This window comes from Aeromonas sp. MaB10011B (assembly GCF_017939325.1).
In the GTDB taxonomy this organism is placed as follows: Bacteria; Pseudomonadota; Gammaproteobacteria; order Enterobacterales; family Aeromonadaceae; genus Aeromonas; species Aeromonas caviae.
In genome coordinates, this window is the sequence record NZ_JAGKRK010000018.1 from 27,124 (window position 1) to 46,655 (window position 19,532).

A 19,532-nucleotide genomic window follows, 5' to 3' on the forward strand; every position below is an offset into this window, starting at 1 on the left:
CGGGCATCCTGCCCGGGATTAGCGTCTGATGAGCGCGGGCAAACGAGCCTGCCAACCCTGATGCCACCCCATCAGCTCCTCGCGGGGCATGGGGCGGGCGGAGAAGAAGCCCTGGCATTGATCGCACCCCAGCTTCGCCAGCAATTGCCAGGTCGCCTCATCTTCGACCCCCTCGGCCACCGATTTCAAGCCCAACTTGCGAGCCAGCTCGATGCTGGACTCGATGATGGCTAGGCGAGAGGGATCTTCATAGCAGCGATCCACGAAGGATCTGTCCAGTTTCAACTCGGTAAAGGGGAGCAGGGCGAGCTGCTGCATGGAGGAGTAGCCGGTCCCGAAATCATCGATGGAGAGACCAAAACCGTGCATCCGCAAGCGGGTCAGCACCTCCAGCGACTTGCCAAGATCCTTGACGAAGGCGCTCTCGGTCACTTCGAGGGTGATGAGCTCGGGGTTGATGCTCCAGCGCTGGCAGTGGCTGAGCAGGGTGTTGCACAGATCCCCCTCGATGAGGGAGGTGGTGGAGAGGTTCATCGACAGGTTCAGGGAGAGCCCGGTCTTCTCCCACAGGTGGCCGTCCCGCAGCGCCTTGCCGATGATCACCTCGGTGAGCGGGTCGATGAGCCCGTTGTGCTCCGCCAGCGGGATGAAACGGGCTGGCGAGATGAGGCCATATTCGGGGTGCTGCCAGCGGGCAAGCGCCTCCATGCCGAGCCACTCCCCGTTGTGAAAACCCACCTTGGGTTGATACCAGGGCAGCAACTGGTCCTGATCCAGCGCCCGGCGCAGCTCATCCAGGGTCAGGTGATAACCATCCTCTTCCTGGCTGCGTACCTGCTGGGGCCGCCAGGCACCGATGAGCTGCGCGATCTGCTGGGGAGACGCGGGTTTCTCGATGCGCCCCAGCACCTGCAGGCCATAGGCCCGGCTCATGCGCAGCACGGCATCGACCACGTCATCCTCCAGGGCGCTGCACAGCACGATGCCGCCGCGAAACCCGCCAAGGGAGAGGCGGCGCAGCAGCGCCATGCCATCCATGCCCGGCATGCGCAGATCGCAGAACAGGATGTCGACCCTGTGGTGCTGGCACTGTGCCAGCGCCTCCTCCCCGTCCTGCGCCTCCAGCAGGTTGCCGTAGCCCAGTCCGCGGATCTGGTGCATCAGGGCCTTGCGCTGGAAGTTGTGATCCTCCACCACCATGATCGCCAACTCATGCCGTGCGCTATTCATCGAGCCATAACCCCGTTTCACCTCTGATAGAGTCCATCAATGCCTGTACCGCCCTGGCCAGGTCATCGAGCTTGTCCAGTTGTTTCAATCTGGCCGCCGCCTCCAGCCGGGCCGCCTCCTCTGCCAATGCCTGCTGTCCTACCATGCGCGCGGCCCCCTTGATGCGATGTGCCGTCTCCACCAGCGCCTGGGTATCCTGGCTGGCCAGCGCCAGCCTCATGTCCTCGCCATCCTGCTCGTTGGCTTCCAGGTATTCGCTGGCCATGCTGCGAGCCACCGCCTCATCCCCGAACAGGGTCAACCAGCTTATGCCTGGCAGCTGAACCCTGGCTTGCCGGGGCGCCTCCGAGGCGAGCTGTTCTTCCTGAGTCGGCAACCAGCGTCCCAGGGTCTGGCTCAGGGCATCCAGGCTGTAGGGCTTGAACAGCATGTCGTTCATGCCGGCATCACGCATCTGCTGGCTCGCCTCCTCAGAGGTATCGGCCGTCACCCCGATAATGGGAGCACTGTCCCCGGCATCCCGCAAGGCTCGCGTGAGGGCATAGCCATCCATCACCGGCATGTGGCAGTCGGTCAGCAGCAGGGCGAAGTCCTGCCCCTGCCAGGCGCGCAGCGCCTCCTCGCCATCTTCCACCACCTCGGATTCGAGCCCCAGGATCGCGAGCTGCCTCGTCAGCAATGCCCGGTTGACGGGGTGATCATCCGCCACCAGCACCCGCCCCCTGAGCTTCTCCCCCTCCATCCCCATCGACTGGCTCGCCTGCTGGTTGAACAGTGACTGGCAGGTTTCCAGCAACAGATCGGGGTAGAGAGGCGATTGTCCCAGTCGCCACCAGGCGTCGCCCCCCATGCGTCCCCGCAGGGCCTCATGGGGAGAGAGTACTATGCCCTTGAGGTTCGAACGCTGCAAACAGGCCAGCCAGTCACTGCCAAGGGCCTGCTCCAGGTGATTCTCCTGCGCCAGCAGATGCCCCTCGAGGGGCTGCTGCCAATGGTGTGCCTCCATGCGAACCAGTCTGGCGCCCAGCCTGGCCATCACCGATTCCAGCCCCTCATCCTCCCCAAACCACCACCATACCTGACCGGTCAGGGGCGGCGCTTCCCACTGGCACTCGGCCAGGGGCAGCGTGAAGGTCGCGCAGGTGCCCATTCCGGGGGTACTTTCCAGGGTCAGGCTCCCCCCCATTTTCTGGGTGAGTTGATGACAGATGGCAAGCCCAAGCCCGGTGCCGCCAAACCGGCGATTGGTGTCGGACTCCACCTGCTTGAACGGGATGAAGAGAGTGCGCTGCTGCTCCAGGGCGATGCCTATCCCGGTATCCCGGACCCGGAAGGCCAGCCGGTCGTCTTCATAATCCACCTGGATGGCGATCGCCCCCGCCTCGGTGAACTTCACCGCGTTGTTCAACAGATTGGAGATCACCTGCCCCACCCTTATCCCGTCGATGCAGGCCAGTTCCGGCACCGTCTTCCCCCACCGCAGCGTCACGTTGAGCCCCTTGCCATAGGCCAGGGCCGCATGTCCCCGGATGACATCGCAAATCACCGAGGTCAGGCGGCAGTGATGGGGGTGCAGTTGCAACTGCCCGGCTTCCATCTTGGAGAAGTCCAGGATGTCGTTCACCAGATAGAGCAGGTGGTTGGTGGAGGTCGAGATATTGCGCAACATGTAGCGCTGATCGTCATCCAGCGGGCTCATTTGCAGCAGCTCCAGCATACCGTGCATGCCGGAGATGGGAGTGCGAAGCTCATGACTCATGGTGGCGAGGAAGCGGCTGCGCGCCTGGGTCGCCTCCTCCGCCACCCGCCTGGCCTGGCGCAGCTCCAGCTCCTGGCGCTTGAGCTTGGTGATGTCCTGCACCACGCCGTTCAATATGACCCCTTCAAGCCCCTCCTGGTGAACGAAATGACCACGGATCTGCAAATAGCCCGCCTCCCCCTGGCGCCGGATCTCCACCTCGAGATCCAGCGGCTGCATGCTCAGGGCATGACGATCCACCGTGGCCACGAAGTCCTGGTGCGCCTTGCCTGTCAGCCCCAGGATGGAGGCACCGGTGACCGCCATGCCGACCAGGTCCTCTTCGACCCCCACCATCTCCCTGACCCCTTGCGAGGTGTAGAGGAAGTGCCCCTTGCCCGGCCCAAGCCAGTGATACTGATAGACCAGACCCGGCATGCTGTCAGTGATCTGGGTCAGCCGGGTCTGCGCCTCCTGGGCCGCAAACCGCGCCTGCTCCAGCTCGGTCACGTCGGTCAGCACGGTCAGGATCCCGAGCCGCTTGTCATCGGGCCCCGCAAAGAGCCGCTTGGTGTAGATCATCTGGTGCAGGCGATCGTCATCAAACCGGATCTCGCCCCGTCCATGAAGCTCCTCTCCGCTCTCCCAGACGCTGGCATCCTCCTCCATCACCCTGGCACGGATCGACTCGGGCAATCGATCCTGGAGCAACCGCTCATAGGAGCCCGTCAGGTTCTCCCCGCCGAGGAACATCTGCCGATACGCCCGGTTCGTCATTGCCACTTCATAGCGCTCGTTGGTCAGCACCACCTGGTTGGGCAGGGCATCCAGCATCATCTGGACAAACACCAGCTGCTCCTCGAGCCGCCGCTCGGCCTCCCGCCGCTGGCTGATCTGGCGGCGCAACGTCCGGTTCCAGCCCATGAACAGCAAGAGGCAGAGCAGGAAAATGCCGCCGCCGAGGGAGGACCAGAGCAGCACCGTCTTCGGATCCAGTCCCGTCTGTATGGTCAGGGAGAGCCACTTTTTCTCCAGGGCGGAGAGCTCGTCGGGGGGAATGGCGATCAGCACCTTGGTGAGGATCTGCTGCAGCATGGGGTCCTGCAACTGGGTCGCCATGGCGATGGGTACCCGCAGGTCGCTGCCGGAGAAGACCACCTGATAGCGGTCGCTGAATCCCTTTTGCAGCGACTGCTCCAGGGTGGTGGTGCTCATCAGCACATAGTCGACCTTCTGCTGGTCCAGCAGGGGCAGCAATTCGGCATCGCTGGCCACCGGCACGGCGATGGCCCCCACCTCGTTCAGCAAGACCTGCTCCACCGAGCCCCCCACCATGCCCACCCTGTGCCCTTTCAGTGCCCTGGCGGCGGTGAGCTCGGCCATCCCCTGCCTCGCCACGACCACCCGGTTGATCGACGCGTAGTTGGGGGTAAAGCGGGCAAACTGCTGACGCTCCGCGGTAGGAGTCATGGCCGGGATGAGATCCAGCTTGCGATCCTGGAAGAGCGCCATGCTCTGGGCCCAGCTCCGGGTCGGCACCAGGGTGAACTGGAGCCCGGCACGCTGGCTCATCAGTGTCAGCATATCGGCAATAAGCCCCTTGAGCCGCCCCCTGTCGTCCACCTCGCTCATCCCGGGCCAATCCGGGGCAACCCCGTAGCGGATGACCGGATGTGCTTGCAACCACGCCTGCTCCTGCGGATTGAAGACGATCTCCCTGCTCCTTTTCACCAGGGCATAGTCGAGGATATCCCCCGCCTCCAGAATGGCGCGACGCTCGAGGGGAGAGATATCCTCGAGGGCCCGCTCCAGCAATCCCTGCAAGACATCATTCCTGGGCGCCACGGCCATGGCGAGGGAGGTATCCCTCATCCAGTCGATCCTGGCCAGCGCCATGCCCGCCATGGCTTGCAGCCTGTTCAGCATGGGCAGCTCGGCCAGGTAGGCATCAGCCTTGCCCTCCTTGAGCATGAAGATCGCCTCGTCCCGGCTGTCGGCCGTGATCAGGTTCGATATCCCCAGGCGCAGCAGCTCATCGCAGGCGCTGACACCGAAGACGCAGACCCAGCGCACCCCATAGGCCTCCTCCAGGGAGAGGCTCTCCCGCCCCCCCGTCAGCAGCACGGCGCGGGGCAGTGCCATCAGCTCGGAGGTAAATTGCATCTGCAGGGTGCGGGTCGGGCTCGGTGCCACCCCGATCAACATGTCGACCTTGCCATCCAGCAAGGCCTGCTGGACCGCCGCATTGTTGACGTAGGCACGGTAGCGAAGGCTCACCCCCAGCCTGGCTGCAATCTGGGAGGCGAACTCATCCAGGGGGCCGGTGAAGTTGCCGTGCCCATCGGTATAGACATAGGGTGGCCAGGCCGCCGAAGGCATGCCGACGACCAGTTCATCATGGGTGGCAAGCCAGTGCAGTTCGTCCAGGGTGAAGTTGCTCTGGTCCAGTTGCGCCGGCGCAGCCGCAACCATCAGGCTCCAGAAAGCCAGACCACATAGCAGGATGAGACGACAGCAGCGGCGGAACATTATCAACTCCCATACGAAACGGAGGGGGATCATAGAGTGTTTGGCGCAATGTGCGACAACTAAATTGAGACAATGCTCATCAGGAAAGAAAAATGGCAGGCCCAGGCCTGCCATCCACCAGGTCGGGGGCCATGCCCCCTCCCATCAGGTTATTCGGTTCCCGAGCCGGAAACCGGTTTGAAACTCCCGCTCACGGATGTGGGCGATCTGCACTTCCTTGCCTTCCAGCCCGATGTCTTTGAGCAGGGCAGGTGAAAGATGCAGGTAGCTGACGCGACGCTCCAGCCGGGTGATCCTTTTTTGAACCAGGGTCTCTACGTGGCGCAGCAGGGCGAGTTCGATAGACATAATATTCTCCAGTTGAACGTGCGGTTCCCCCGGAGAGAGGTGATCACCCTGCGGGACAACCGCGGGTGATGAAAAAAGCAGGTGTTACCTGTCCCCTCCACGCGGCAAATAAAGAGCACGAGTCTTCGCGCTGCCAGAGCAGCGAACGAACGCAACGTTGAACATGGAATGTTGCATGGTCGTCTCCTTACCGTGTGAAAGTTGAACAAGTTGCCGCAGTGTAAAAAAACACCGAATTTTACGCAATATCTCTCCCACCCATATGGGTGGAATGCGGCCAAAAAGAGGTTCAGTCAAATCCCTGACAACAGCCGGAACTCCTCCAGTGCATAGGTATCCGTCATGCCGCTCACATAATCGAGCAGCAGCCGCACCCGGTAGTACCACTCCTGCTCGCTCTCCTTTTCGAAACGGGGATCCCGGCTCGCCACCGCCAGCCGGTACGCCTTGAGGTGGCGGGCAGAGAGGCGGTGGAACAGCCGCCGGGCAAAGAAGAGCTCGCTCCCGCCGTTGCCTGCGAGCAGCCGCTCGAACTGGCTGACGGGCAGGGCCAGCAGGCAGGCGTAGGTGGAGAGCACCCCGCGCAGGGCGGCATAGCCTTCCAGCTCCAGCGCCTCCACCTCCGGGCGCATGAACACCAGCTCGCGAGCCACCCGCTTGAGGGTATCGAGTACCCGGGCTGCCGGAGCCTGACCGTGCAGCAGCGCCTGGGGATAGGCCCCGCTCAGGATCTGATCGTGCTCGGCCACATAGGTATGGGCGGCCAGCGCCACCAGATCCCGGGTCAGATGCTGGCGAAAATGGGGGAAGAACCCCCGACCGGAGGCAAGCGCCTCATCGAGCAGGTCGGCCATGTAACCGCCCTCGTCCGCCTCGCGCAGGGCTGCCAGCAGTTCGTTCTGGGTGAGGATGTGCCTGTCCACCGCATCCTCGAGATCGGCGATGCAGTAAGAGATGTCGTCCGCCGCCTCCATGATGTAGACCAGCGGATGACGGCACCCCTCGGCCAGCCCCAGGCTCTGGCCGAGGGCACGATAGAGGGGTTGTTCGCTGAAGAAGATGCCGCGCTTGCTGGTCCAGCCGTGGTGCTGACCATAGCCCTGGGGATGGTGCAATCCCGGCAGGGGCTGCTGCGGGTATTTGCACAGCGCCGCCAGTTGCCCCAGGGTGAGGTTCAGCTCGTGCAGGCTGTGCACCAGTCGCAGGCTCTGGGCATTGCCGTCAAACACCAGCAGATCCTGGCGAAGGGTTGCCCACTGGGCGCTCGGCAACTGGTCGTGGGCACGGGCGAAGAGGCCGTCCAGCTCCTGGGCAAGCCACTGACTCATCACCTGCTCGCCGAAATGGCCAAACGGCGGGTTGCCGACATCGTGCAACAGGCAGGACATCTCCACCAGATTGATGAAGGCCCCCTCGCACACCACTCCGGCCGGCAGCGCCGCCAGGATGCGGCGACTGATCTGGCGACCGGTCTCCTGCACCTCCAGCGAATGGGTGAGGCGGCTGCGCACCGAGGCTTTCACATCGAGCGGGAAGACCTGGGTCTTCTGCTGCAACCGACGCACCGGCGCCGCCTGCACGATGCGGGTGCGGTCCTGCTCCGTCGCCTCCAGCAGGTCTTCGTCTCCCCAGGGGTGAATGCGCTCGGGGGGGATCAAACGGTCATACATGTCGTGGCTCCTTGCCTGAGGCGTCGTGTCTACGAGAGCAGCCAGCGCCGCAGGCGGGCGATGTCACCCGGGTATTCCCGGCGCAGGGTTTCAATCCAGTCTTCCACGTTCTCCCACCAGGCGGGGTGATCCGGGCTCTGGATAAGCTGGGCCGTCTGCTGCAACCGGCGCAGGCCGATGGAGCCCGCCGCCCCCTTGATCTTGTGGGCCTCCTCCACCACACCGGCCTGATCCCTGGCAATCATGTTGGAGTCGAGTACTGCCATGTAGTCCGGCATCATCTTCTCGAACAGCTCGACGCTGGAGAGCAGCACCGGCTTGCCGACCGTGCTGGCGTAATCGGTGAGGAAGGGCAGATCCAGCAGGGCATCCTGATGGTGGACATCGTCCTGCTCGTCCGCCTCGTCCCCGGCGAGATCCGCAAACAGGTGGCCTATCACCTCCCGCACCGCCTTGGAGCCCAGCGGCTTGTTGATCACATCCTGCATGCCGTGATCCCGGTAGTACTGGCGATCGCCGGTGGCATTGGCGGTGAGCGCCACCATGGGGGGCAGGCTGTCGCCGTAGCGCGCGAGCAGTTGCTCCGCCACATCGAACCCCGTCATATCCGGCAACTGGATGTCGAGCAGGATCAAGTCGAAATCATCCGGGTTGGCCATGGCCAGCGCCTCTGCACCATCCCGCGCCACCTTGACCTGATGGCCGAGCTTGTTCAGCAGAGCGCAGGCCACTGTCACGTTGAGCTCGACGTCCTCCACCAGCAGGATATCGAGGCAGGGCATCTCGGGCTCCGGGGCCGCGGCCTTGGGCTCGACGCAGTCCACCTCCAGCTCGGCGGTGAAGCAGGCGCCTTCGCCCGGGTCGCTGTCCACGTAGAGCTGGCCGCCCATCGCCTGCACCAGCTGACGGGAGACCGCCAGCCCGATGCCGGTGCCGGTGGCGTGCTTCTTGCCCTGCACCTGATAGTACATGGCGAAGATCTTCTCCTGCTGGGCGCGGGGAATGCCCACCCCGGTGTCTTCCACCTCGAAGTGCAGCGCCAGCTTGCCCGGTTCATCAGCGGCGTGGGCGAGACAGCGTATGGTGACGCCCCCTTCATCGGTGAACTTGACCGCATTGCCCACCAGGTTCCACAGCACCTGGCGCAGCCGGGTGCCGTCCGCCATCACGAACTGGGGCATGTCGCCGTCCCGGTCGAAGTGCAGGTAGAGCCCCTTCTGCTCCGCCTGGATGCGCGACAGCGTCTCCAGCTCGTCGAGGAAGGCGGGCAAATCCAGCGGAGCCGGCGCAATCTCCAGCCGACGACGGTCGAGCTTGTCCAGATCGATGATGTCGTTGAAGATGTTGCCGAGCGTCACCGCGCTCAGGTGGATGGTCTTGAGCTGCTGCTGCTGTCTGGCATCGAGGGGCGTATCCATCAGCATCCGGCTCAGTCCGACGATGCCATTGAGCGGGGTGCGCAGCTCGTGGCTGATGGTGGAGATGAAGGTGGTCTTGTCCCGACTCGCCTTCTCCAGCTTGTCCTGGTACTGCTTGCGCTCGGTGATGTCGCGACCAAAGCCGAGCAGGCCGAGCCGCTTGCCGAAGCGGTCGAAGAAGGGCACCTTGCGCAGCTCGAAGTAGGCCTTGCGGCCATCGGGATACTCCAGCCACTGCTCATAGGTGAGCGGCTCGTTCTGGGCGAAGACCTGCTTGTCGGTCTCCACCACCTTGCTGGCGATGTCGTGCTTGTAGACATCGAACGGGGTCAGGCCGATGAGTTCCGCCTCCACCTTGCCGGTGAGCTCCTCCATGGCGCGGTTGCAACCGGAGAACTGCTCGTCCTCGTTGCGGTAATAGACCAGATCGGGGGAGCAGTCGATGAAGGAGCGCAAGAGGGCGGTACGCTCCCCCAGATGCAACTGGGCCTTCTCCCGCTGGAACACTTCGTTTTCGAGATCCTCGATGGCTTGCTGGCGCAGGGCCTCGGCCCGGTTGGTCTCGGCGATCTGGGCGTTGAGCCGGCTGATGTTCTCCTGCAACTGGCTGTTGAGCTCGAGATCCCGCTCGCGCATGTCTTGCAACTTGCGCACCATCCGGGTCAGCCGTTGGCGGGAGTCCTCCAGCTGATCCACCACGATGGAGAGAAAATAGACGGCCCAGGGGGTCACCAGCAGGCCGAAGAAGACAGAGCGCACCAGGTCGACGATGTCCACGGTGCCGCGCAAAAACAGGGTCACCCCCATCTGGATCGAAACGGCCAGCACTATGATGGCGGTGGCCAGGAACATGCTGAAGCGCACCAGTCCCAGCTTGGTCATCAGGTCGACGTAATATTGCGCCCAGGATTTGATCTGCTTCATCTCGTTGTTTTCTCCCCTTTTCTTGCGCAAACAGGATACCAGTACGGCGCCATGAACTCTTGTCCGTCGCGTATTCAATTATTGATTAACGTCACACTCCGGCTGGGGTAGCATGCCTGCCATGCCTCAGTCAGCACCGGTTCCACCGGAATACCGGGGCGCACTGTCACCCTTCTCATTCGTTATGTCAGGAGCATACCCGATGCGAAATCATGTTCTGTTGAGCCTTGGCCTGCTGGTCGCCACCACCGCCCACGCCGATCTGGGGGAGATCCCCCGCCAGACCGGCTGGTCCGGTTTTCTGCTGGGCGGGGTCAATGCCGGCAGCCACAAGTCCAACTTCTATGCCGGTGACGACAGCAACAGCCGTATCGATGATCTGGGCTCCCCCGGCCGCGAAAGCGGTCTGAGCCCGCTGCTCAATGCCGATATCCGCTACACCTTCGCCGATACCCGCACCCAGGTCTTCCTCGGCAACCTCATCCAGGACGCGGTGCGCTTCGACTTTACCCAGCAACTCGGTCTGCGCCAGGAGATGGGTGACAAGGGTATCGTCGCCACCTCCCTGGTGTTCAACCTCATGCCGGTGGAAGTGTGGAGCGATCCCTTCGCCACCGGCGTGGATCGCAGCGCCACCGATCTCACCTCGAAAGGGGTGCGCTTTGCCTGGGACAGGATCTGGGGCAGCAACGTCTACGCCACCCTGACCAGCCGGGAAGTGGAGCTCGACGAGGAGCGCAGTGGCCAGCAATATGACCTGACCCACGGCACCCACTACGCCTCCATGCTGAGCCGCAATGGCAAGGTCCACGACCTGGCACTCTCCTACCAGTACCACTTCGGCGGCGACCAGTTGCTGGAGCCCGCCTTCCTCTACAAGGAGGCCCGCCTGGACGGGAGTGCGGAGAGCTTCAAGAACACCGGTCTGCAGCTGACCTATGCCAAGCGCGCCTCCCAGTGGTCCATCGTGAGCAACCTCTACGCCGGCAAGCGCAAGTATGACGAGGCGAATCCCCTGTTCGGCCAGCGCGCCGATGCCAGCGAGTTCGCCCTCAATGGCACCTTCTTCTGGCACAACCTGTTCGGCATCAAACCCCTTGCCGCCACCTTCACCGCAGCCTACTCCAGCGCCGACTCCGACATCGACTTCTACGATGCCGAGGCGCTTCGCTTCAGTACCGGGCTGCTTTACAACTTCTGACCCGCCCCAAGCAAGAAGGCCACCCCCGGGGTGGCCTCTTCATTTGCACAACCCTCGACCATCAGATGCCGAGGGAATCCAGCAGATCGTCGTGCTCGTTGCTCGCCGGCGCGGCCGCCGGTGCCGGTTTGGCTGACTGCTTGGCCTGGGCGATCAGCTCGTCGGGATCCACCTCCTCCTGCACGCCGCCATCATGGATCCGGATAAACTCCGTCTTGTCCATGGCCAGCTCCAGATAGAAGATGTTGTTGCTGGCGGTGAAGAAGGTCACCCGGCGGGTCTCGGGATTGTCGAGGTTGGTGTCGACGCTCAGCATCACCTGCTTGTTGAGCGCCAGCATCTTGGGCTGGTTCTGGGTGATGTGGGTCTGCAGCTCGCGCCCCACCTTGGTGGTGAAGCTGCCGACGATCTGGTTCATCAGCTCGCCCATGACGTTGCTCACCTCGTCCGAGGTGTGGGAGATGGCGAGATCCTCCTTGGAGAGCCCCATGCTCAGCATGTAGCTCTGGTAGAGCTCCATGGCCGCGGCGGCGGAGAAGTTGATCACCACCAGCCCGGAGAAGCCGCCGTCAAACAGCACGAAACAGCCGATGTCAGGCTTGAGGCAGGTCTTGCTGATCCGCTGCACCATGCCGGAGAAGCGCACCTGGGTCTGGGTCGCCGCACTCAATACGCTCGTCACCGAATTGCACAGGCTCAGCAGTACGTCCTCTGTGGTCAATACGGCATCATCCTCGGATCTTGTCACTATCATGGAACCTTCCTGCTGATCGAAATAATGGGGCTGTCACTCGTGTCGCCCATGTCACCATGCACCGACGCGATACGCTAACAGATTGCGTGATCCCGGTGCCCAAAGCGCGAGCCACCTCTCACTTGACTGGATTATCAGTCAGAAATGGCTGAAATCCATCCAGGGTAGCCAGACGGGTTTGCCAACTGGCAGCCGCCCCTTGCAAGGCCTGCTCCTCATAGGGAATGGCGGGACAGGCACCCCAGATGGGGCCGGGCCAGGCCGCATCCGAGCTGAAGCGGGCCACGTGGTGCAGGTGCAGCTGAGGCACCAGATTGCCGAGGGCCGCCACGTTGATCTTGTCCGGGCCGAGTGCCCGCTCCATCAGGGTGGCGACGGCGCAGGACTCCTGCATCAACTGCTGTTGCTGCTCGGGGGCCAGATGATGGATCTCCCGCAGGTTGGCGACCCGTGGCACCAGAATCAGCCAGGGATACTGGCTGTCTTTGGCCAGCAGGACGCGGCACAGGGGCAGATCCCCCAGTATCCGGGTATCCGCCTGAAGGCGGGGGTGCAATTCAAACATGGGGGCCTCGCTGATCAACATGGGCACATCGGGAATCAAAGATGTGCCCACGTTACTGCAACGGGGAGCAAACTTAAAGGCGCGGCACGGCCCAACCGATGAAGCGCTTGCGAAGCGCGGGGTCCGCCTGCAGGAAAAGCTGTTGCAACTGCCCTTCCAGGGCGCTGGCCGGCACGGAGGAGGCCCGGGGCGTCGCCACGGCGGCCGCAGTCACATCCGCCGCACCGGCGAGCACGGCAGGCCCCTCGCTGCGGTTGTACTCCATCAGCCTGGCATGCCAGTCCATGCCGATCTGCATCCCCTGCACCATCAGCGTATCCTGGCGCACCTCGAGGGGCTGCCCCCCCGCCACCAGGCCCAGGACAGGGGCCCTGGCGTAGCGTTCCATCCCGGCCTCGTCCGCAGGCACGGGAGCCTGCAGGCGCACCGACTGCCCGCGTGCCTCATAGCGAAGCACCTGAGGCTCGGAGCGAACCTGGCGATCGTTGTCGCTGCTGTTGCGACTCGGGATCACCCCCTCGTAGCGCACCAGCAGTTGCTGCTCCCCGTCGGCCAGCACGGCATGCTGCTCGTCCTGCACCTTGCCGGCGCTCACCGCCAGGATCTGGAAATCCCGGGGCACCTCGACCCTGACCTCGGCCTGCACACCGCCGCAGCACAGCAGCGCAACCCCTGCCCAACCCTGATGACGCTTCATTCCCTGACTCTCCTTTCGCGATGAAGGGCGCAGGGTAGCAGCCCCAGATGACAGAAAAATAACGGGATGCAGGCTCACCCCAGCAGATAATGGGGCCGCTCGGCAAACCACTGGGCCAGCACCTGCTTGAACAGCCGGATCTTGCGCGGCACCCGGCGCTGCTGGGCGTGCAGCACATGGATCGGGTGCAGGCCGGTCTGCCACTCCGTCAGCACGGCCACCAGCTCCCCTCGGGCCAGGCTGGCCTCCACCAGCATCAGTGGACACTTGGCAAACCCCATGCCCGCCCGGGCCAGTTGCAGCAGGGTGCTGTAGTGGTTGGCCCGCACTCGCCCCTGCACCAGGATGTGCGCCTCCTCCTCCCCCTGGCGAAAGTGCCACTGCTCCCAGTCCGGGTTGTGGCCCTGCAGCAGGCAGGAGCGCCCCCCCAGCTCATAGGGAGTGGCGGGGATCCCCTCCCGCGCCAGCAGGGCGGGGCTTGCCACCACCACATCCTTGAGCCTGCCGAGCGGCAGGGCCACCAGGTTGTCGGGGATCAGCTCCATGGCCCGCAGGGCAATGTCATTCTCCCCCTGGCTCATGTCGATCATGGCATTGGTGAAGTTGAGCTCGACCTGGACGCCGGGGCAGAGCTCGGCAAAACGGGCGAGCAGTTCGCTCACCATGCGGTCCCCCGTGCTGACCGGGCAGGTGAAGCGCAGGCGGCCGCTGTCCTCCTCGGTCAGGGCGCGGATCCCCTCCTCCGCCTCCCGGGCCAGGGCGAAGATCTCGCCGGCCTGCTGGTGAAGCACCCGCCCCGCCTCGGTCAGGCTGAGTCTGCGGGTCGTGCGCTGGAGCAGCTGGGCATTGAGGGCGGACTCCAGGGCGCTCACATGGCGGCTCAGCATCCCCTTGCTCACCCCCAGGGTATCGGCAGCGGCGGAGAAACTGCCCCGTTGCACCACTTCATAGAAACTGGCCAGGTGGGTGATATCCATCATTAGCACCAATATGGAAACAATGGGTTCATCATAAGCGCTTTTTCTCCCTTTTTATCCCGCTATCATCAACTCATCTCAACCAGGAGCGATAGATATGAAGATTGTGATTGTGGGTGCCTCCGGCACCATTGGCGCCGCCGTCAGCGAACTGCTTGCCCAGGATCACCAGGTGATCCGGGTCGGTCACAGCCAGGGGGATGCCAGAGTGGACATGCGCGACCCCGCCTCCATCAGAGCGCTCTTCGAGCAGGTCGGGTCCTTCGATGCCCTGGTGGTCGCCAGCGGCAGCGTCGCCTTCAATGCCCTGACCGAGATGACGGACGAGCAATGGCAGGTGGGGCTTCAGAGCAAGCTGATGGGCCAGATCAACCTGACCCGGGCCGCCATTGCCCACCTGAGCGACCGTGGCTCCATCACCCTCATCAGCGGCATTCTGAGCGAGGAGCCCATCCACTGGGGGGTGAGCGCCACCACCATCAACGGTGCCATCGAGCACTTCGTGAAAGGGGCCGCCTGCGAGCTGCCAAGGGGCATTCGCATCAACGTGGTGAGCCCCACCGTGCTGGAAGAGTCCATGGGCAAGTATGCCGACTTCTTCCCGGGCTTCGTGCCGGTACCCGCCGCCCGGGTGGCCCAGGCCTACAAGAAATCGGTACTGGGGGTACAGACCGGTCAGATCTTCCGGGTCAATGGCTGAGCGCTCCGGACAACCCAATGAAAACGGGCCCCGTCATGGGGCCCGTTTTGTCATCTGCGTTGCAAACGCCTCCCCTGCCACCGGCAAACGTTTGTGCGCCTGCGGCAAAAAAAGCGGTCGGCCTCAGTCGATCAGGCCGTACTGCTCCCGCAGTACCTCGATGATCTCCTGCTTCGGATTGGCACTGCGTACCAGCGGCTGACCGATGATCATCTCGGCGATCCCCACATAGGTGCGGGAGATATCCATCATCACCTCGGTGGGCAGCTTGTTGTCCCGGGCCAGGGCGAAGCGCTCGGGCATGCGGTTCTTGTTGAGCAGGATGTCCGGATCCGGGAAGTGGTTCAGCAGCCACTGGCGGAAGCCCTCTTTGGACTTCTCGATGATCTCGCCGCCGCGAAGGGCTGCGCCGTCCCAGATGCGGGAGCTGTCGGGGGTGCCCACTTCATCCATGTAGATGAGCTTCTCGCGACCGGCGGCATCGGTCACGTAACCGAACTCGAACTTGGTGTCGACGAAGACCTGATCCAGGGCAGCCAGCGCCTCGCTGATGACGTTGAAGCCCTCTTTGAGCAGCGCCTCGTAGTGGTCGATGTCCGCCGGGGAGCGGAAGCCGAAGGCCTGATGGTGGCGCTCGATGTCGCCGCGGGAGACGTTGACGTCGTCCGCTTCCGGCACGCCATCCAGCCCCTTGAGGATCCCCTTGGTGGACGGGGTGATGAGGATCTCGGGCAGCTTCTGATCCTTCTTGAGCCCTTCCGGCAGGGTGATGCCGCAGAATTCCCGCTCACCATCCTTGTAGGCACGCCACATGGAGCCGGTGATGTACTGGCGGGCAATGGCCTCGATCATCACGGGACGGGCTTTTTGCACGATCCAGACGAAGGGGTGCGGGATGTCCAGGATGTGGCTGTCCGCCAGCCCCTGCTCCTTGAACAGCTTGAACCAGTGGCTGGAGATGGCATTGAGCGCCGCGCCCTTGCCCGGCACGCCGTTCAGACCGTCCACCCCTTGCCAGATGCAGTCGAAAGCCGAGATGCGATCACTGATCACCATGAGGGCCAGGGGCGTATCGGCCGGCACATCATAGCCTTTCTCCCGAATGAGCCGGGCACTGTCTGCCGGGGTCAACCAGTAGACGCTGCGCACTTTGCCGGAATGGACAGGTTTATCGGTACGGATCGGCAAATCGTCGTTCACCGCCAATACTTGATCTGCAAGACTCATGGCTAATAACACTTCCTGTTGTGGGACTAGTTAGGCAGGGGCACCAGACCCCTGTCTGTGGGGGATTCACATCATCAGGTACTCAGGCCCGGGGCAACCGGCTCGGCACGCTGGCCCTGCGGCAACCCGGACATAACAAAACAGGGGCGCGAGGCCCCTGTTTCCATGCTTACTTCGCCCCCTGATCGGCCAAGCCCTTGGCAAAGGCCTCGGACAGGCTGATGTACATCTGGGAGATGACACCGGATGCGACAGGCTTCTTGTCCTTGTCGAACAGGGTGATGGAGGTCTTGCCGCCCGTCATCTCGCCGAGCTGGAAGCGATACTTGTCTTCCTCGAGCTTGAACGGTTCCGCTCCCTTGGCCTTCCAGAACTCGCTGTCCGGCTCGTCGTACTCCACGTCGATCCAGCCCAGGGACTGCTGGGTATCCTTGATGGTGAAACCATAGGCAGGCAGCACCTGATTGAGGCGGCGCCACACCTGGTCAAACGACCCTTCGGCAATCCAGGCGCTCAGCTCGTTGTTGTCCAGACCCAGCTCCAGCCCCATGCCATCGCTGGACTTGTGCTGTTCACGGGCCTTGAGCTGCTTGTCGTAATAGAGGAAGAACTGGTTCAGGGCGCGGGTAGCATAACGCTGAGCGTCCGCCGGCGTCAGCACAGTGCTGGTCTCGCCGTCGATGGTCTCTTCGTGATCCAGCACCCGTACCGACATCTTGATGGCGTGGCGCTGCACATCGTTGCGCAGGGTGAACTGGTAACGCTGACGGATCTTGAAGTCATCGTCATCTTCCGCCCAGCCATCGAGCACCGCGGAGTTGTCAAACCAGCCGGTCTGCAAGACGCCGTCCTGCTGGTCCAGCTTCTCGGTGGTGACCTTGTGTTCGGCCAGGAAGTTCATCAGGAAGGCCCAGGTATCGCGCTCCACGCTCTGGGAAGTGCTGAGGGCATAGAAGGCGACGGTCGGCTCGCTGGCATTGGCCACCACCTGGCTGCCGGGCACCACGGTGAGCAACTGGGCGGGCGGACGCACGTCCACCTTGGCCCCGAGGGCGCCCTCACGGCTGCTCTCGGGCAGGGCCGGAATGTCGAAATTGCTGTTAAAGGCGGGGGTACTCAACCCGGCGGGCACAAGGAAGGCGCGGCCTTCGAGGCGGCTCTCTTCATACTCGAAGCCACGGTTGGCCATTTTGCGTTCCTGGGGTGAGCTGCAGGCAGCCAGCACGGCCACCGTCGCGACACTCAGTACCAGGCGCACTGCATTTCCCTTTCCATTTGCTTTAAACACTCGCCATCAACTCCGCAGTCGTCAGTGCTCGCGCCATCGCCGCTTCCCCCTCGGGGGTGAGATCGGTCAGGGGCAGACGCAAGGTCGCCGTCGCCATCAATCCCAGCCGGGCACAGGCCCATTTCACCGGGATGGGACTCGGTTCACAGAACAGAGTCTGATGCAACGGCATCAATCGATTGTTGATGTCATGAGCCTGCCCGGCATCACCGGCCAGGGCAGCACGACACATGTCGGCCATCTGGGGCGCCGCAATATTGGTGGTGACCGAAATGACACCATCGCCCCCTTGCAGCATAAAATCACATCCGCTGGCGTCATCGCCACTATAAAGCGCGAAATCCGGCCCGCACAGTTCGCGCAGCAGCGGGGTACGGCCAAGATCGCCAGTCGCTTCTTTCAAACCTATGATGCCGGGCACCTTGGCCAGACGGGCCACCGTCTCGGGTTTGAGGTCACAGCAGGTGCGACCGGGCACATTATAGAGAATTTGAGGCAGACCACTAGCCTCGGCGATCGCACAATAGTGACGATAGAGGCCTTCCTGGGTGGGTTTGTTGTAATAGGGGGTAACCGAGAGACCCGCCACCACGCCCATGGTGGCGAAACGCCGGGAAAGGGCGATGGCGTGAGCAGTATTGTTGGAGCCGCAGCCCGCGATGACGGGAATGCGTCCGGCGGCGTACTCCACCGTCTTCTCAACCACGGCGATATGTTCCTGCTCGCTCAGGGTGACCGACTCTCCCGTGGTTCCCACGGCGACGATGGCGCTGGTCCCGGCATCCACATGATATTCCACCAGCGCTGCCAGACTGACCCAATCGATGTCGCCCGAGGGCAGCATGGGGGTAACGAGCGCAACAATACTACCGCGTAACATGGATAATTCTCCCGATTTTCAGGGGCGTAATGGTAAAGCTGCCCCTTTTGAAAAACAAGGGAGGCACGGGACAAGCCGTGTTACCATCCGGCACAAAACGTATGAATGCACGCGCGCGCAAGAGGCCTCCCAGCAGGGTACCGGCACCCGCGGTCAACGCATTCTCAATAATGGACGAGAGACGATTTATGACTCACTACCTGGTCGTAACGGCCATCGGCACGGACAGGCCTGGCATCGTCAATGAGGTGACCCGTCACGTCAGTGGCTGCGGTTGCAACATTGTCGACAGCCGTCTTGGCATCTTCGGCAACGAATTCACCTTCATCATGCTGCTGTCCGGTGACTGGAACAGCCTGATGCAACTGGAAATCAGCCTCCCACTGCGCAGCCAGGAGTGGGATCTCATCACCATGATGAAACGCACCGAGCGCCACCACTCCCTGCAATATGACATCAGCGCCAGCGCAGAGGTGCTGATCCGGGATCAGCCGGGCATCGTAAGTCAGTGCACCCAGTTCTTCAGCGATCACGGCTGGGACATCCAGGCCATGCAGACCATCACCCTGGAACAGCAGCCCTTCAACCTGCTCAAGGCGAACTTTCAGTTGAATCTCTCCAAGCAGGGAGAAGAGCCCGGTTCGAAGACGGCCTTCGCCGATTTCTGTCGTGGACTGGGCGCCGAGTCGTTCGAATTCATCGTCAATCACAAGTACGCCTGACGGCGTTTATCCGAGGAGACCCCATGTCACCACTAGAAGCTGGTACCCAGGCCCCCGATTTCTCCCTCTCCGATCAGGACGGCAATCAGGTTCGCCTCGCCGATCTGCGCGGCAAGAAGGTGCTGATCTATTTCTACCCCAAGGCGATGACCCCGGGTTGCACCACCCAGGCCTGCGGTCTGCGCGACGTCAATAGCGAGCTGGCTGCCCTCAATGTGGTGGTGCTCGGCATCAGCCCGGACAGCGCCAAGCGCCTGAAAAAGTTCGAGGAGCGCGACAACCTCAACTTCCGCCTGCTGGCCGATGAGGATCACGCGGTGGCCGATGCCTTTGGCGTCTGGGGTCCGAAGAAGTTCATGGGCAAGGAGTATGACGGCATTCATCGCCTGAGCTTCCTCATCGATGAAGAGGGCAAGGTTGCCCATCGCTTCGACAAGTTCAAGACCAGCGATCACCATCAGGTGGTGCTCGACCTCGTCAAGGGCTAAGCCACCAGCGGCATTGTTGCAGGGCTCGCCATGGCGGGCCCTCCTCGTTTCACCACGGCATCAGCCCCCACTCTCTGGCGGCTCACCAGGGCGCCTCTTACCCCTTTTTCTCGCCAACCTCCCCTCTCAGATCAAAAAATTCATCCTGGATATGGGTTAACGTGACCCCAGATTCA

At 62.8% G+C, this 19,532-nt stretch carries 16 protein-coding genes; 4 read left to right on the forward strand and 12 right to left on the reverse strand.

Features of this window, described 5'->3' with window-relative positions; translation table 11 throughout:
• Positions 1-18 precede the first annotated feature (18 nt).
• The 5 genes from J9893_RS07245 to arcB form a co-directional block, all read right to left on the reverse strand.
• A complete protein-coding gene (locus J9893_RS07245; RefSeq protein WP_041214588.1) occupies positions 19-1,230 on the reverse strand; it encodes an EAL domain-containing response regulator in 1,212 nt (403 codons plus the stop codon).
• Positions 1,223-5,497, reverse strand: coding sequence for a transporter substrate-binding domain-containing protein (locus J9893_RS07250; protein WP_210600683.1), 4,275 nt, complete (start codon positions 5,495-5,497; stop codon positions 1,223-1,225). Before J9893_RS07250 ends, J9893_RS07245 begins: the two co-directional genes overlap by 8 nt.
• Positions 5,498-5,641: 144 nt before the next feature.
• Complete coding sequence (locus tag J9893_RS07255; protein WP_041211124.1) at positions 5,642-5,845, reverse strand: hypothetical protein; 204 nt, start codon at positions 5,843-5,845, stop codon at positions 5,642-5,644.
• 293 nt (positions 5,846-6,138) lie between these two features.
• Positions 6,139-7,515 carry a dGTPase gene (gene dgt / locus J9893_RS07260; RefSeq protein ID WP_201996003.1) on the reverse strand — a complete coding sequence of 459 codons (1,377 nt, stop codon included), beginning with the start codon at positions 7,513-7,515 and terminating at the stop codon, positions 6,139-6,141.
• A gap of 29 nt (positions 7,516-7,544) precedes the next feature.
• The gene (gene arcB / locus J9893_RS07265; RefSeq protein ID WP_210600685.1) at positions 7,545-9,857 is read right to left on the reverse strand and encodes an aerobic respiration two-component sensor histidine kinase ArcB; all 2,313 of its coding nucleotides are present in this window, start codon (positions 9,855-9,857) and stop codon (positions 7,545-7,547) included.
• Between the two features lie 202 nt (positions 9,858-10,059).
• On the opposite strand from arcB, the gene J9893_RS07270 reads away from it, so the two are divergent.
• Positions 10,060-11,058: a DUF2860 family protein gene (locus tag J9893_RS07270; protein ID WP_039040951.1), complete on the forward strand. Its 999-nt coding sequence runs from the start codon at positions 10,060-10,062 to the stop codon at positions 11,056-11,058.
• Between the two features lie 61 nt (positions 11,059-11,119).
• Here the strand turns inward: J9893_RS07270 and J9893_RS07275 are convergent, their stop codons facing one another.
• From J9893_RS07275 to J9893_RS07290, 4 genes are all read right to left on the reverse strand, one after another.
• On the reverse strand, positions 11,120-11,812 hold the full coding sequence (locus J9893_RS07275) for a DUF3334 family protein (protein ID WP_029313837.1): 693 nt from the start codon (positions 11,810-11,812) through the stop codon (positions 11,120-11,122).
• Positions 11,813-11,930: 118 nt separating this feature from the next.
• A complete protein-coding gene (locus tag J9893_RS07280) occupies positions 11,931-12,377 on the reverse strand; it encodes an HIT domain-containing protein (RefSeq protein ID WP_039040966.1) in 447 nt (148 codons plus the stop codon).
• A 73-nt stretch (positions 12,378-12,450) separates the two neighbouring features.
• Positions 12,451-13,074 carry a DUF2057 domain-containing protein gene (locus tag J9893_RS07285; protein WP_201936017.1) on the reverse strand — a complete coding sequence of 208 codons (624 nt, stop codon included), beginning with the start codon at positions 13,072-13,074 and terminating at the stop codon, positions 12,451-12,453.
• 74 nt (positions 13,075-13,148) lie between these two features.
• Complete coding sequence (locus J9893_RS07290; protein ID WP_210600687.1) at positions 13,149-14,051, reverse strand: LysR family transcriptional regulator; 903 nt, start codon at positions 14,049-14,051, stop codon at positions 13,149-13,151.
• Positions 14,052-14,148: 97 nt separating this feature from the next.
• Here J9893_RS07290 and J9893_RS07295 point away from each other — a divergent pair, with 97 nt between their 5' ends.
• Positions 14,149-14,751 (forward strand): short chain dehydrogenase, encoded by a 603-nt coding sequence (locus J9893_RS07295; RefSeq protein ID WP_041211120.1) that lies wholly within the window; start codon positions 14,149-14,151, stop codon positions 14,749-14,751.
• Between the two features lie 123 nt (positions 14,752-14,874).
• Here the strand turns inward: J9893_RS07295 and J9893_RS07300 are convergent, their stop codons facing one another.
• The 3 genes from J9893_RS07300 to dapA all read right to left on the reverse strand — a co-directional run bounded on the left by J9893_RS07300 (position 14,875) and on the right by dapA (position 18,146).
• Complete coding sequence (locus tag J9893_RS07300; RefSeq protein WP_210600689.1) at positions 14,875-15,978, reverse strand: phosphoribosylaminoimidazolesuccinocarboxamide synthase; 1,104 nt, start codon at positions 15,976-15,978, stop codon at positions 14,875-14,877.
• Between the two features lie 169 nt (positions 15,979-16,147).
• Complete coding sequence (bamC, locus tag J9893_RS07305; protein WP_210600691.1) at positions 16,148-17,266, reverse strand: outer membrane protein assembly factor BamC; 1,119 nt, start codon at positions 17,264-17,266, stop codon at positions 16,148-16,150.
• On the reverse strand, positions 17,259-18,146 hold the full coding sequence (gene dapA / locus J9893_RS07310) for a 4-hydroxy-tetrahydrodipicolinate synthase (protein WP_029313831.1): 888 nt from the start codon (positions 18,144-18,146) through the stop codon (positions 17,259-17,261). The genes bamC and dapA overlap by 8 nt, the downstream gene beginning before the upstream one ends.
• Positions 18,147-18,334: 188 nt before the next feature.
• Here dapA and J9893_RS07315 point away from each other — a divergent pair, with 188 nt between their 5' ends.
• Complete coding sequence (locus J9893_RS07315; RefSeq protein ID WP_010673166.1) at positions 18,335-18,868, forward strand: ACT domain-containing protein; 534 nt, start codon at positions 18,335-18,337, stop codon at positions 18,866-18,868.
• A 23-nt stretch (positions 18,869-18,891) separates the two neighbouring features.
• Positions 18,892-19,356, forward strand: a complete 465-nt coding sequence (gene bcp, locus J9893_RS07320; protein WP_010673165.1) for a thioredoxin-dependent thiol peroxidase — start codon at positions 18,892-18,894, stop codon at positions 19,354-19,356.
• Positions 19,357-19,532 lie beyond the last annotated feature (176 nt).

Bases quoted from the DNA above. Each gene is read 5' to 3' on its own strand.
- J9893_RS07245 (WP_041214588.1), bottom strand. From the start codon at position 1,230: ATGAATAGCGCACGGCATGAGTTGGCGATCATGGTGGTGGAGGATCAC.
- J9893_RS07250 (WP_210600683.1), bottom strand. From the start codon at position 5,497: ATGTTCCGCCGCTGCTGTCGTCTCATCCTGCTATGTGGTCTGGCTTTC.
- J9893_RS07255 (WP_041211124.1), bottom strand. From the start codon at position 5,845: ATGTCTATCGAACTCGCCCTGCTGCGCCACGTAGAGACCCTGGTTCAA.
- dgt (WP_201996003.1), bottom strand. From the start codon at position 7,515: ATGTATGACCGTTTGATCCCCCCCGAGCGCATTCACCCCTGGGGAGAC.
- arcB (WP_210600685.1), bottom strand. From the start codon at position 9,857: ATGAAGCAGATCAAATCCTGGGCGCAATATTACGTCGACCTGATGACC.
- J9893_RS07270 (WP_039040951.1), top strand. From the start codon at position 10,060: ATGCGAAATCATGTTCTGTTGAGCCTTGGCCTGCTGGTCGCCACCACC.
- J9893_RS07275 (WP_029313837.1), bottom strand. From the start codon at position 11,812: ATGATAGTGACAAGATCCGAGGATGATGCCGTATTGACCACAGAGGAC.
- J9893_RS07280 (WP_039040966.1), bottom strand. From the start codon at position 12,377: ATGTTTGAATTGCACCCCCGCCTTCAGGCGGATACCCGGATACTGGGG.
- J9893_RS07285 (WP_201936017.1), bottom strand. From the start codon at position 13,074: ATGAAGCGTCATCAGGGTTGGGCAGGGGTTGCGCTGCTGTGCTGCGGC.
- J9893_RS07290 (WP_210600687.1), bottom strand. From the start codon at position 14,051: ATGGATATCACCCACCTGGCCAGTTTCTATGAAGTGGTGCAACGGGGC.
- J9893_RS07295 (WP_041211120.1), top strand. From the start codon at position 14,149: ATGAAGATTGTGATTGTGGGTGCCTCCGGCACCATTGGCGCCGCCGTC.
- J9893_RS07300 (WP_210600689.1), bottom strand. From the start codon at position 15,978: ATGAGTCTTGCAGATCAAGTATTGGCGGTGAACGACGATTTGCCGATC.
- dapA (WP_029313831.1), bottom strand. From the start codon at position 18,146: ATGTTACGCGGTAGTATTGTTGCGCTCGTTACCCCCATGCTGCCCTCG.
- J9893_RS07315 (WP_010673166.1), top strand. From the start codon at position 18,335: ATGACTCACTACCTGGTCGTAACGGCCATCGGCACGGACAGGCCTGGC.
- bcp (WP_010673165.1), top strand. From the start codon at position 18,892: ATGTCACCACTAGAAGCTGGTACCCAGGCCCCCGATTTCTCCCTCTCC.